The sequence below is a fragment of the Lysinibacillus sp. NPDC093692 genome, assembly GCF_050280125.1.
Taxonomy (GTDB): Bacteria; Bacillota; Bacilli; order Bacillales_A; family Planococcaceae; genus Lysinibacillus.
This window is the reverse complement of sequence record NZ_JBNNUW010000003.1, coordinates 143,231-157,436: the sequence shown is the minus strand read 5'-3', so window position 1 is coordinate 157,436 and position 14,206 is coordinate 143,231. Positions and strand designations below refer to the sequence as shown.

The following is a 14,206-nucleotide window of genomic DNA, read 5'->3' as shown; positions in this document are numbered from 1 at the left end:
TTATTGTCCCTCCTTTTTCTTGCGCAACTTTTGCAATGCTACTCGAATAATATAGCCCGATGCTACACAGAAAATAATTAACGCAATAATAATAGATACGATTTCCTCAGGAATACCTGCAGCATTTGGCATATTTAATGCTCCGTATTTAAGTGAGCCGAATAATGAAGCTCCGAATACAACCCCAAGAGGCGTATTCGCACCAAGTAAGGCAACGGCGATACCATCGAAACCTATACCTGTAAAGCCTGGTTTAATAGAAGCGTTTTGGAAAGTACCTAATGCCTCCATAGCACCACCAAGACCCGCGAACATACCTGAAATCGTCATAGCTAAAATAATGTTTTTGTTGACGCTCATACCAGCATAGTCTGCAGCATGCTTATTAAAGCCTACCGCCTTAAGCTCATATCCACGTGTTGTTTTTTCTAAAATGAACCACATAACCATAACCATTAACAGTGCAACAATGATGCCATAGTGAAGACTTGAATTGTCTGTAAGCTCTCTTAAAAACGGAGAACGTAAAGAAGCTGATTCATGAACGCGTTCTGTTTTAAAGCCACCGTCAGACAATTTTTTAATCACTGCATTCGCAATATAAAGCGCAGTATAGTTTAACATAATTGTCGCAATAACTTCGTGAACTTTAAATTTCGCTTTTAAGAAACCTGCAATAAAGGCCCAAAATGCACCTGCAGCTGCTGCCGCAAGTAATGCTAATGGTAAGTGAATGATTTTAGGTAGATCAAACGCATAGCCTACCCAAGCTGCTGCTAGCCAACCTAAAATTAACTGACCTTCTACACCAATGTTAAATAAACCTGTACGGAAGGCAAATGCTACCGCTAGACCCGCCAATAAATACGGTGTTATTTGACGGATTGTGTTCCCAATAGAATATGAATCTCCAAAAATACCTGTCCAAAGTGCGCTATAACCTTGTACTGGGTCATAGCCGCTAACTATCATCACGATAGCTCCAACAATTAAACCGATAATGATAGAGATGATAGGAACGAGAATATTAATGACACGATTTGACATTAGTCATTCCCCTCCTTCGCACCATTCTTTTTATTTTCACTTTTTTGTCCTGCCATTAATAGACCTAGCTCTTGTTCTGTCGTTTCTGTTGGATTTAACTCATCAACAATTTGACCGTCATAAATAACAGCAATTCGGTCCGAAACATTCATGACTTCATCTAATTCAAATGAAATTAACAGTACCGCTTTTCCTTTATCACGTTGCTCGATCAGGCGAGAGTGAATAAACTCAATTGCCCCTACATCAAGACCACGTGTTGGTAGTGCAGCAATCAATAAGTCCGGATTACGATCAACTTCACGACCGATAATCGCTTTTTGTTGGTTACCACCTGAAAGGGCACGTGCTGGTGTCATTTCACCATTACCTGTACGCACATCATATTCTTCAATGATTTGACGTGCTTTTTCAGACACTTTCTTATAGTCCATAACAAAGCCCTTAGCGATTGGAGACTGATAATATGTTTGTAGTGCGATATTATGACCTATTGGGAAATCTAAAACTAAACCATGCTTGTGGCGATCTTGTGGAATATGCCCAACGCCTTCCTCAGTAATTTTACGAGGTTTCATATTTGTAATATCTTTGCCATTTAATTTAACAGAACCACTCTTTATTTTGCGTAAACCAGTAATGGCTTCGATTAACTCAGATTGTCCGTTACCATCGATACCTGCAATACCAACAATTTCACCTTTACGTACTTTTAAGTTTAAGCCTTTTACTTTATCGATATTACGGTAGTCTGTAACAACCAAATTATCGATTGCAATTACTTCATCAGTTGGGTTGGCTTCTGTTTTTTCGGTTTTAAATTCGACTTGGCGACCAACCATCATTTCAGCTAATTGGTTAGGATTTGTTTCAGCAGTGATAACTGTTCCAATCCCTTCACCTTTACGAATAATTGTCACACGGTCAGAGACTTCCATAATTTCTTTTAGTTTATGGGTAATTAGAATAATAGATTTGCCCTCTGCAATTAAGCGGCGCATTATTTGAATAAGCTCTGTAATCTCCTGTGGTGTTAAAGATGCAGTTGGTTCATCAAAAATTAAAATTTCTGCACCGCGGTATAGTGTTTTTAAAATTTCAACACGCTGTTGCATCCCCACAGTAATATCCTCGATTTTGGCATATGGATCAACATCTAAGCCATATTTTTCAGAAAGTGCTTGTACTTTCTTCGCTGCATCTTTAATGTTAACAATACCCATTTTTGTTGGTTCAGAACCTAAAATAATGTTCTCTGTTACTGTGAAATTTTCCACTAACATAAAATGTTGATGGACCATACCAATCCCTAAATCATTGGCCACATTCGGGTTTGTAATTTTAACAGCCTTCCCACGAACTCGAATTTCGCCACCCTCTGGTTGATACAAACCAAAAAGGACGTTCATTAAAGTCGATTTACCTGCACCATTTTCGCCTAGCAGTGCATGAATTTCGCCTTTTTTCAGCTGGAGGGTGATGTTATTATTCGCCACGAAATTACCGAACTCTTTTCGGATTCCTAGCATTTCAATCACGTATTCCAATTTTGTCACTCCCTTAATAGGCACTTTTATCAATTTCGCCTTGACGTAATTGTGGCTGTCGCCACAGAAAGCATTTTGTTACTGTCGCAAAGTTGCACTGCACTTTCGCACATGAAACATTGTTGCATCGCTTAAAACTAATCTAAATACTTGACATAATCCCTGTTGCTCAGCGTTTATCACATCGCACAACAATGAATTCTGTCAGAGATTAACTCTTCGTTCATTGGGCATTATGCACCCAATCCACAAAAAATCCATGCCTATCTTGTCCCACTAATAGAGGTAGATAGTCTTCTAAATGAAGATAAATTAATACAGGAAAGGTCATCGTTAGAAACCTTTCTTCTATTAACTTGTTACCATCATTACTATTCTTACGATAAGCTCATATAAAATTCTACCTCTACGGTAATGACCAGTATAGTTAAATAGAATATTACGAATAGTCAAAATATAACGATAGATTGAAAAATCATCATAAGGGCCTTCATAAAAAGTCCCTTATGATGATCAAAAGGTGAATTATTTTTTCACTTTTTCTGGAACTTTAATTTCACCCTTAGCAATTTTTTCTTTATATTCTTCAATAACCTTTAGTACATCTTCTGGGATTGCGCCACGAGAATCCGCAAGCTTCACGCCGTCTTCAGCTAAACCATAAGTAAGCGTTTTGCCACCTGGGAATTCACCTTTTTTCGCTTTATTAGAAATATCTACAACTGCTGTATTTACACCTTTTAACATAGAAGTTAAAGTAACATTTGTTTTACCGTCTACTTTACCTTCTTCATATTGGTCAGCGTCTACTCCGATTACCCAAATGTTTGCATTAGGATCTTTTTTCTTACGTTCTTTTGCCTCTGAGAATACACCGTTACCAGTTGCACCAGCTGCGTGGAAGATTACATCTACACCTGAAGAGTACATGCTGTTTGCAGTAACTTTACCAAGGTCAGCTTTATCGAATGCAGCAGTATATTTTGATGTGATTTCGATATCTGGATTTACAGCTTTTGCACCTTCAAAAAATCCAGCTTCGAAGCGGTTGATAACTGGAATATCTACGCCACCTACGAAACCGATTTTACCTGATTTAGACATTTTCGCAGCAGCTACACCTGCTAAGAAAGCACCTTCTTGCTCTTTGAACAATACTGATACTACATTGTCCGCTTTTACTTCAGCGTCAATGATTGCGAAATGGTTATCTGGATTTTCTTCAGCGATTGCAGTAATAGAATCTTCCATCATGAAACCAATACCATAGATTAAGTTAAAGTCACGACGTAATAACGCATTTAAATTTGAATCATAGTCTGCATCTGATTTTGATTGTAAGTAGTCGAAGCCGCCATCACCTTTTTTTAGGCCATGTTCTTTACCGAATTCTTGAACACCTTCCCAAGCAGATTGGTTGAATGATTTATCATCAACTCCACCTACGTCAGTTACCATTGCTACTGAGAAGGCACCTTCTTGGTTGCTTTCGCCTGGTGAAGCGTTTTCATTTTCTTTATTAGTTTTTTCTTCCTCTTTCGTACCACATGCACCTAAGATTGCACTTGCAGCTAAAACTGATGATAATACTAAACCAAATTTACGTTTTTTCATTTGATTAACCCCCCAAAGGTATTGTAATTAGCAGGAAAAAATTAGAAATGTTCTACACCCGTTTACGAACTACATGGAAGCTGAATTTATCAGCTCGGAAATAATTTTTTGAATACAACACTACTTGATCATGATCATCGTAATGTAACTGCTTTAATACTAAAAGAGCTGTTTCACGTCCGCAATTTAAAATCGGCGAAGCTTGCTCATGATACCCAATAGGATCAATATATGTAACAGCATAGGCAACATGAATTTTACCGGATTGTTCAAGTGCAGAGAAAAGTGAAACTTCTTTTTTTTCTACAAAGTCAGTTGGCAGGAAGCTTGCTGGTAATCTGTCTATGCAGTAAACTACCGGCTCACCATCCGCTGTTCTGACACGTTCAATTGTGAGTATTTTATCCTCGCCATCACACTGGAAGCGTTTTAAATCTTCTTCAGCAGGTATGCTTTCCGTCGCCTTTAAAAAGCGGGAACCGGGTTCCATACCCGCTGCCTCGATCATGGAAGAAATGCTCGATAAATGCTCGATACCTGATGTAAACAACGGCTTAGGGTTTACAAATGTGCCCACCCCATGTCGACGCACAATCACATTTTCCTCTTCCAACAGTCGTAGCGCTTCTCTAAGAGTTGCTCGACTGACTCCTAGTGATTTCGATAATTCAAACTCTGAAGGCAGTTTTTCATTTTCTTTAAAAACGCCTTTTTCAATGTCAGACTTTAAACGATCAATTACTTGAAGATAGAGATGACGATGATCTGCTTTAATAGTCACATATATCACCACCAAAATCAGAGATCAGACATCTGATGTACAACATTCCTACTAATCGTTCATAAATATAACATTTTTATAGACCGAAAGCAATTACACATAATGTAATTGCTTTCGAATTTTTAAATGAATTTGGGCCTACTCAATGTATACAACATTGTTCAATTTTTTAACGTTATTTTGGCACTAATTATCGTATTGATGAATGAGCACTTGTCGAGGTTTACTACCCTCCGAAGGCCCGACAATACCACGTTGTTCCATTTGATCGACAATACGAGCAGCTCTCGAATAACCGATACGGAAGCGGCGTTGCAACATCGAAACAGAGGCCGTCTGCATACTAACAACTAACTGTACAGCCTCATCAAATAATTCATCCGTTTCTTCTAAAATTGTCTCTTCATCGGTCGGAATCATTTCCTCCTGATATTGTGCCTTTTGCTGTTCTATAACAAAGTTAACAACTGACTCAACTTCCTGATCTGATAAAAAAGCACCTTGCACACGTTTTGGTTTAGATGCACCCGCTGGTAAAAACAGCATATCTCCTCGACCGAGTAAACGCTCGGCTCCACCCATATCTAAAATCGTTCTAGAATCGATTGCAGATGACACTGCAAAGGCAATGCGCGAAGGAATATTTGCTTTAATAACACCTGTCAACACATCTACACTTGGTCGTTGAGTTGCAATTATTAAATGAATCCCAGCTGCACGTGCCATTTGTGCTAAACGTGTAATAGAATCCTCTACATCACTTGAGGCAACCATCATTAAGTCCGCTAACTCGTCTACAATTACTACAATATATGGTAATTTAGGGTGTTTCTCATCTGTTTGCTCATTAACTTTTTGTACATGACTATTGTAACCTTCGATATTACGGGTACCTGTATGAGAAAATAGATCGTAGCGGCGTTCCATTTCCGCCACAACTTTCTTCAGCGCCTGAGACGCTTTACGTGCATCCGTAACAACTGGTGCCAGTAGATGTGGAATACCGTTATAAACATTTAACTCCACCATTTTCGGGTCAATCATCATCAGCTTAACTTCATGTGGTTTTGTACGCATTAGGATTGATACGACAATACCATTTATACACACACTTTTCCCACTACCCGTCGAACCCGCAACAAGTAAATGTGGCATTTTATTGAGCTCAGCAAGTACTGCTTGTCCAGTAATATCACGACCAAATGCAACTTGCAATAATGCTTCTGGCTTTACGCCGTCCTTAGACTCTAACACTTCTCGGAGTGTAACAATAGCTACCTCACTATTTGGTACTTCAATGCCAATCGCTGACTTCCCAGGAATAGGTGCTTCCATACGTATATCCTTCGCAGCAAGTGCTAAGGCAAGGTCATCCTGTAAATTTACAATTTTACTTACTTTCACACCTACATCTGGTAATATTTCGTACTTTGTTACAGCTGGACCTAAATGTACCTGTGTAACTTTTGCTTTTACCCCAAAGCTTTGCAACGTTTGCTCTAGCTTTTTCGCATTTGCCTGTATGACAGAATATTCGCCACTTTGGTCATGTTGTGGTGGTAATTGTAATAAATTATAAGACGGAAGTTGGTAGTCTGCATTTTCCACAGCATCTGCGCCTTCAATATGAACATCATCAACCATCTCACCATGTTCAATGTCTTCATTTTCGGCCATTGCAAATGACTCTCGTTCATGAGACACATTTTGAGTAAAAGCAGAGATGATTGGTTCATGAGAAATCTCTTCTTCCTCTTGTACTTCTGGCTCCTGATCAACGGCCGCAATGTCATCCTTGCTTTCTACTTTTGAACGGCGATTAGTAGGTTTTTTCGGCATATTCTTTTTCTTATCACGATGCTTCTTCTGCCATTTGCCAAAAAGGTCGGGCATTTTTTTCGCTAAATATGGAACAAGGGCCTTTCCTGTTACTAATATTAATCCGATAAAGAAAATAACCCATGCAACGACTTTCGCACCTGCCGCCTCAAATAAAACATGTAGAGCACTAAATAACAGTGCACCCACCATTCCGCCGCCAAGCGCATTACTTCGATTGATGATACCCTCAGAATTAATTAAAATTCGCCAAGATTCTCGCAAAACAGAGTCTGATAATAATCCACCAGATTTTGATAATTGTTCAAACAAAATGCCATGACTAAAAATTGTTAAACTCATAACAATTAGGAGCATACCTAATATGACACGATCATAAATGCTTATTTTTTTCCGCCCAATCATCAGTAACACCGCAACAAAAATAAGCATAAACGGCACAGCAAAATGTAAATTTCCAAAAAGAAACATCGCAATTGTTTGTAGAACTCGGCCAATCATGCCATATTCAAAAATCATAATAACCGCAAACGCAATTAAGATAAGACCTAAAATTTCATACATAAGCGGATGCATTTCTTTTTTCTCTGTCGTCGCTTTTCCTTTCGTGACTTTTCTTTTTTTACTAGTCGCCATCTATTTCACCTTCTTTTGCAATCCATTCTTTAATATGTAGCAAATAATAACATGTAGAACTTGATTATTCCAAAAAAATCATCACCATAATGTGGTGTTGATTTCCGTTCCGGCTGGGCGCTTTGCCGCTGCCGCTTCGCTTTCGCGCAGGTAAAACATTTGCCGCTGCCGCTTCGCTTTCGCGCAGGTAAAACATTTGCCGCTGCCGCTTCGCTTTCGCTACAGATAAAACATTCGATGTTGGTCACGAAGGCGTTATCACAGGATGTGATGATTTTAGCCTTCGTTCCTCTATTACTGATTCCCAAGGAGTCGCCCAGCCTTAACGAAGATCAACTTATTACACATGGCATATAATACAATAAATGCGATATCTAACTTTCCGTATTGAGGCAAAAAAGGATTTTCCACCGTTTACATTCGGTTAGAAAATCCTTTTTCAATCAACGATGATCTTTCATTTTTAATATTCCATAATGATTGGGATAATCATTGGGCGGCGCTTCGTTTTTTGGAATAAATACGTATTCAGTGTATCTCGAATTTCTTGTTTAATGTTTGTCCATTCAAATGTATCTTTACCAACGTATTTTTCAATAACATTTTTAGCAATATCAGAAGCTTCCACCATTAATTCTTCTGATTCGCGTACATATACGAAACCACGCGATAAAATTTCTGGACCAGATGCGATTTTCTTTTGAGCACGGTTTAATGTAACGACAACAATGAAAATACCATCCTGCGATAATAATTTACGATCGCGAAGTACTATGTTCCCTACATCACCTACACCGATACCGTCTATTAAAACATTACCTGCTTGTACACGGCCACTCATTCGCATTTTACCATTTTTATATTCTACAATATCCCCTTTATCGGCGATAAAAATTTGTGATTTTTGCATACCTAGCTGTTGAGCAAGCTTAGAGTGAGCAATAAGCATGCGGTACTCACCTTGCACAGGGATAAAGTACTTTGGTTGCATTAAGTTTAACATTAACTTTAAATCTTCTTGGCTACCGTGACCCGATACATGTACATTTTTGCTAGATGTGAGAATTTCAGCACCTGCTTTTGCGATCGAGTTCATCGTATTAGCCATCTGCACTTCCATACCAGGAGACGGTGTAAATGTAATTAATACTGTATCATTCTTTTTAATTTTAATGTCTCGGTGATGTTTGCGGACAATTTTCTCTAATGCATCAAGTGGCTCCCCTTTATTACCTGTAGCGATAATAATAATCTCATCATCTTGATACTTTTGCATTTCCGAGATAGGGATAATTGTATCTTCTTCTACTGTTAAGTAACCTAGATGTGCACCTAAATCCACAGCTTTTTCTAAAGGTTTTCCTACAATAACTATTTTACGGAACGACTTTTGAGCTTGTGTCAACACTTGCTGTATACGAATAAAATTCGATGCATAAACAGCAACTAAAATACGACCTGGTGCTGAATGGAATGTTTTTGATAATTGCTCTTCAATCACAATCTCAGATGTCGTGTAACCTGGTCGCTCAGCTTCACTCGACTCAGATAACAGCATAAATACGCCTTCTTCTCCTAGCTGAGCCATTTTTGCTAAATCAGGCTTAAATTTACCTGTCGCAGATTGATCGAATTTAAACTCACCTGTATGAACAATTGCTCCCTCAGATGTATGGAACACTACCCCTAACGAATCGGGAATACTATGTGTTGTATGGAAGAATGTCACATACGTTGAGTTAAAATTCATACGACTACGGTTCGTAACCTCAAAGAATTTCACCTGATGTGGTGCAGGCAATTCCTTTAAATGTTCCTTTGCAAGTGCAATTGTTAATTTTGATCCGTACACTGGCGCTTTCACTTTTTGTAATACATAAGCAATTGAGCCAATTGCATCTTCATGACCATGTGTTAAGAAAATTCCTTTCACACGCTCTTTATTTTCTTCTAAATACGTAATATCTGGAATTACGATATCAATGCCCAGCATTTCGTCTTCTGGGAACATCAATCCGCTATCCACTACAAATAGCTCTTCGTCGATTTCTACTACGTACATTGCTTTCCCAATTTCGCCAACGCCACCAAGTGGGATGATGCGAATTAATTCATTTTTCTTTTTCGTCAATTTATTTCCTCCTAAAAAATATCCCGAACAGCAACCACTTAAGATTTATTATAAGGTTTGCAAAGCTTTTGCACAAATTAAAAATGCATCTTTCATGATAGAAACAGAAATTTATTGCTAATTTTATTTCTAATAGATGGAAAGTAGGAGGAGGATGTAGCATCGTGAAAGGTTTAATTTTATAAAAAAAAGCGAAGCGAGCTTTTGGAGATTGGGATATAGTGCCGATATAAGCCATTTTCAGTAATGTTTTTTCTTGCACGTAAGCTATTTCAACTTCCATATAAATAAATCGATGATTAAAAGATACAAAAACAATTGACTATAAAAATAGATCCAAATACCTTGATAGATTCCGGATTCTTACCTGAGAGAATATCAGTCATCCTTGAGCAGTTATCCTCATTAGGGCGAATACTCTATATTTTTTTGGGAAAGTGTCTCACCCTTCTATGAAAGTTCCAAAAGAAAAAGACCGTAAACAAACTAAAAATTTCGAGTTTGTCTACGGTCTGAGGATTCACTATTTAGCTTGAATTACAAATTAACTAAAGGTACTTATTTCTCTAAAGCTTCTCGCCTTTTCTTGATACGTATCCCAAATTCGGTCAAAGTTTGCTTTTTCTTCATCTGTCATTTCCATCATTGGTAAACGAACATTAAGTGTATCAAAGCCTAATTTGGTCATCGCGTATTTTACTGGCGATGGGTTTGGCTGTGCGAACAACGCACGTACAAGTGGTAATAATGCTCGGTGAATTTTGGCTGCTAGCTCGTGATTTCCTTCTTCAAACGCTTTAATCATTAATTGCATATCATTCCCTACAACATGGGCAGCAACTGAAATAATTCCTGCTCCGCCGATTGCTAGTAGTGGGAGTGTTAAACCATCATCCCCACTATACACTAAGAAATTATCATCTGAATCAACATTCTCAATAATATCGCCCATTTGATCTAAATTGCCACTCGCTTCCTTTATCCAGGCAATATTAGAAATTTTACTTAAAGCAACAGAAGTTTCATAGGCAACATTGACGCCTGTACGTCCTGGCACGTTATAAAGCATGACAGGTAAACTTGTTTCTTTTGCAATTGTTTCAAAATGCGCAAAAATACCGCGTTGATTTGGCTTATTATAATATGGTGCTACAAGCATGATACCATCTGCGCCATTTTCTTCAGCCTTGTGCGTCATTGCTATAGAGTAAGCCGTTTCGTTATCTCCTGTACCTGCAATAACCGGTACACGACCTGCCACTTTCTCTACGGTAAAGCGTACAACTTCAATTTTTTCTTCTGTGGACATAGTTGGGTTTTCAGAGGTTGTGCCACATGCGACAATACAATCTGTACCATTATCAATCAAATGATTAATAATACGTTCTAGTTCTGGATAATTAATCGTGCCATCTTCTTTGAACGGCGTAATCATCGCCGTTCCAATTCGACCTAAATTCATCCTTACACCCCTCTTATAGTAAGTTATCCTCTAGCATTGCTTCAGCAATTTGAATAGAGTTTAATGCAGCGCCTTTCAAAAGATTGTCAGAAACGATCCATAAGTGGAATCCTTTTTTATTGTCTAAATCTTGACGGATACGCCCTACAAAAGTAGCGTCTTCCCCTTCTGCATAAATAGGCATTGGGTAAGTTTGTGTTGCGATATCATCTTGTAATACGACACCAGGCGCATTGCGTAATACTTCAAAGATTTCCTGTACTGTTGCTTCTTTTTCTACTTCAAGATAAACAGATTCAGAGTGTCCTGAAACGACTGGCACACGAACGCAAGTTGCGGCTACTTTTAGCTCTGGTGCATGCATAATTTTCTTCGTTTCATTAATCATTTTCATTTCTTCGTATGTAAAGCCATTGTCTGTAAATTTATCAATTTGTGGAATGACATTACGAGCGATTGGATAATGACGTTTGTCGCTACCAGAAGGTAAAATATTTGCTTCTACATCCTTACCTGCATCCCAATTTGCACTTTGTGCCTTTAATTCCTGAATAGCAGAAACACCTGCACCTGAAACTGCTTGATATGTTGATACGATAATTTTTGTTAAGCCAAATGCTTGACGAATAGGTTCAAGTGCAGCCATCATTTGAATCGTAGAGCAGTTTGGATTTGCAATAATCCCTTTGTGCTTAGCAAGATCACCTCGATTTACTTCTGGAACAACTAAGGGTACGTCTGGATCCATGCGGAAATGGCTCGTGTTATCGATCACTACTGCACCGCGTTTTGCCGCTTCTGGTGCTAGCACTGCTGATACCGAACCACCAGCTGAGAATAAAGCGACATTGACGCCTTCAAAAGCTTCAGGTGTCGCTTCTTCAATTGTATATGTCTTTCCATTAAATTCGATTGGTTTTCCTGCTGAACGTGCCGAAGCTAAAAACTTAATATCTCCAATTGGAAACTCCCGTTTAATTAGTTGTTCCATCATTTTTGTGCCTACTGCCCCTGTTGCTCCAACTACAGCAACTGTTAACTGCTTTGTCATCTGTCATCAACTCTCCTTGAATACAAGTTACATAATGTGTGCTATTGTATCACAAAAATACTGAAAATTGTGTGTAATTTACGAATTATTTTAAATATTGTACCAACAGTGGCTGTAATTGCTTTTTCTCCGTAATCGCTTCATAAACAGTCGCGACCATTTGATCAAAATCAGCAATCAAGGAATTTGGTTTTGAATGTGGCGCGTCCTGCCCAAATGGAATAAAATAAATGTTTTTAGCATTTAACAGCCTCATTATATTTATACCATTTAAGCCAAGCGCATCATTCGTTGATATACCTAGAACAACAGGTGAACCGTTACGCAATGTTGCCTTCGCAGCCATCAATACCGGACTATCTGTTGCTGCATTTGCAAATTTACTAATACTATTTCCAGTCATTGGGGCTATAACCATCGCATCCAATGGATTGGATGGTCCAAATGGTTCTGCCTCTTTAATAGAAGAAACAACCTTTTCTCCAGTTAATTCCTCTATTTTGGCAATCCACTCCTCCCCAGTACCAAAACGCGTAGCTGCATGTAAAACGGAGTGTGTAATGATTGGAACAACTGTTGCTCCTGCATCTATTAAGTTTTGGATTTTAGGTACTACGTCCGCATACGTACAGTGGGAGGCTGTAATCCCTAAACCAATTCGTTTCCCCGTTAGCAATTTTCTTCCTCCTCTATTGCCTTGCACAATATTGTCGCTGCATTATGTGCAAAGTATTTCCCAGGTAATGACGGCAATAGCACGTACGTTTGTAATTGTTCAACGTCTATATCTAAACAGCCAGGCTCTGAAGCCAAATCATATAGTACAACCGGGACATGTTCTTGGAATGATTCAGTAATCCACTTAGCAGGAATCGTATTGACAAAAATCCCATCATTAATTGACCATTGACGATCATCTAAATCCGTAGCTTTATAACCATATGCCTTTGCTTCACTCACTTGTACAACTGAACGCGCTACTATATGGACATTAGCGCCCATCTTGACGAGTAAAGAAGCGAGCATTTTGGCTGTGCGCCCAAATCCTGCGATAGTAAAGTTTTGTCCGTAAATACATTTTTGCTCGAGTCCGTAAAACGTGGCGATAAATCCCTCCGCTGTTAATCTTGCATTTTGCCAAATAAATGATTCTTGTTGTAAATAGCAATTTGTTTCATTTTTCTCAAGCAATTGCTTCCAATGCATCGTTAAACGCCCTGTATAAAACTTAACTTGAGATATGCCATAAAGCTGTTCCACTTCAATTTTTAGTGGAAGTATAGGAAGAATAATTCTATTTGGTTGGAATTCTAATACAAGCTTATTCAACTCTTCATTCCAAACTGATGTTCTTTTATAAAATACTGTTCTCGATGGGCTTCTTAGCATGGTAGCTAATTCCTTTAACCTTAGATCCTCACCGATAACAAGCCATTTTTCATTTTCCAAAAGCTCACCTCACTGTAAAAATTCTGACTGTACTGTCGTTGTTTTGTTAAATAAAATTCGATCTTCGCCAATTAGTATAATTTCGTGCCAAGGTATCATTTCACTTACTTTCACTTTCTTTTTTTGAAATGGCAATTTATCTTTCACAATCTCAAAACCATGAATCTTTCCTGTTTGCACATCTAATAGACATTCCGTATGTGCCAATATGCCAAAGTGTACGCCACCCTCAACTTGAATTAACTCTTTATCCACCATCTCTGATAGTAGCATGCCTCATCTCCCTCCTTGAACCGTTACCCCAATATATGCCGAGTTTTTGCAATTCGTGACCCTTACCCAAAGTCTGAAATGTGCATTTTACTAGCACATCTACAAATAGTGTATATATACAAATTTGTGACGTGAGGAATTTGTGCAAACTTAATTTAATTTATCGAAACGATAACTGGAAAAGGAAGCTTTGTTACAGAAAGAAATCAAGATTTTCTACGCGAGGAATTATTGCGTCATTTTTAAGAGTATATGCAGTAAACGGTTAGAACGGTCTTAACTGCTGGGCTAACAAAAGAGGAAGTATAGGAGTTAGTTATGAATACTATTGAACTTCATACTTTACTTAAAAGCATGAATGGTTTTCTCTTAATGA

Annotated in this window: 12 protein-coding genes; all 12 read right to left on the bottom strand. The window is 38.3% G+C overall.

Annotation, left to right across the window (positions count from 1 at the left end; translation table 11 throughout):
- The 12 genes from ACQKN4_RS05070 to ACQKN4_RS05015 all read right to left on the bottom strand — a co-directional run bounded on the left by ACQKN4_RS05070 (position 1) and on the right by ACQKN4_RS05015 (position 13,830).
- Positions 1-1,047, bottom strand: a complete 1,047-nt coding sequence (locus ACQKN4_RS05070; protein WP_079560519.1) for an ABC transporter permease — start codon at positions 1,045-1,047, stop codon at positions 1-3.
- Positions 1,047-2,594 (bottom strand): ABC transporter ATP-binding protein, encoded by a 1,548-nt coding sequence (locus ACQKN4_RS05065; RefSeq protein ID WP_079560518.1) that lies wholly within the window; start codon positions 2,592-2,594, stop codon positions 1,047-1,049. The genes ACQKN4_RS05070 and ACQKN4_RS05065 overlap by 1 nt, the downstream gene beginning before the upstream one ends.
- A gap of 525 nt (positions 2,595-3,119) precedes the next feature.
- Positions 3,120-4,208, bottom strand: a complete 1,089-nt coding sequence (locus ACQKN4_RS05060; RefSeq protein ID WP_079560517.1) for a BMP family lipoprotein — start codon at positions 4,206-4,208, stop codon at positions 3,120-3,122.
- 52 nt (positions 4,209-4,260) lie between these two features.
- Positions 4,261-4,989: a GntR family transcriptional regulator gene (locus ACQKN4_RS05055; protein ID WP_079560516.1), complete on the bottom strand. Its 729-nt coding sequence runs from the start codon at positions 4,987-4,989 to the stop codon at positions 4,261-4,263.
- Between the two features lie 186 nt (positions 4,990-5,175).
- Positions 5,176-7,464, bottom strand: coding sequence for a DNA translocase FtsK (locus tag ACQKN4_RS05050; protein ID WP_427482607.1), 2,289 nt, complete (start codon positions 7,462-7,464; stop codon positions 5,176-5,178).
- A gap of 29 nt (positions 7,465-7,493) precedes the next feature.
- Positions 7,494-7,772, bottom strand: a complete 279-nt coding sequence (locus ACQKN4_RS05045; RefSeq protein WP_427482605.1) for a hypothetical protein — start codon at positions 7,770-7,772, stop codon at positions 7,494-7,496.
- A gap of 155 nt (positions 7,773-7,927) precedes the next feature.
- On the bottom strand, positions 7,928-9,595 hold the full coding sequence (locus ACQKN4_RS05040; protein WP_079560514.1) for a ribonuclease J: 1,668 nt from the start codon (positions 9,593-9,595) through the stop codon (positions 7,928-7,930).
- 544 nt (positions 9,596-10,139) lie between these two features.
- Positions 10,140-11,057 (bottom strand): 4-hydroxy-tetrahydrodipicolinate synthase, encoded by a 918-nt coding sequence (dapA, locus tag ACQKN4_RS05035; protein ID WP_079560513.1) that lies wholly within the window; start codon positions 11,055-11,057, stop codon positions 10,140-10,142.
- Positions 11,058-11,070: 13 nt separating this feature from the next.
- Positions 11,071-12,108, bottom strand: a complete 1,038-nt coding sequence (locus ACQKN4_RS05030; RefSeq protein WP_079560512.1) for an aspartate-semialdehyde dehydrogenase — start codon at positions 12,106-12,108, stop codon at positions 11,071-11,073.
- 85 nt (positions 12,109-12,193) lie between these two features.
- The gene (locus ACQKN4_RS05025) at positions 12,194-12,784 is read right to left on the bottom strand and encodes a dipicolinate synthase subunit B (RefSeq protein ID WP_427482602.1); all 591 of its coding nucleotides are present in this window, start codon (positions 12,782-12,784) and stop codon (positions 12,194-12,196) included.
- Positions 12,778-13,557, bottom strand: coding sequence for a dipicolinate synthase (locus ACQKN4_RS05020; protein WP_079560510.1), 780 nt, complete (start codon positions 13,555-13,557; stop codon positions 12,778-12,780). Before ACQKN4_RS05020 ends, ACQKN4_RS05025 begins: the two co-directional genes overlap by 7 nt.
- A gap of 9 nt (positions 13,558-13,566) precedes the next feature.
- Complete coding sequence (locus tag ACQKN4_RS05015) at positions 13,567-13,830, bottom strand: sporulation protein, YlmC/YmxH family (RefSeq protein WP_053594254.1); 264 nt, start codon at positions 13,828-13,830, stop codon at positions 13,567-13,569.
- Positions 13,831-14,206: the final 376 nt, after the last annotated feature.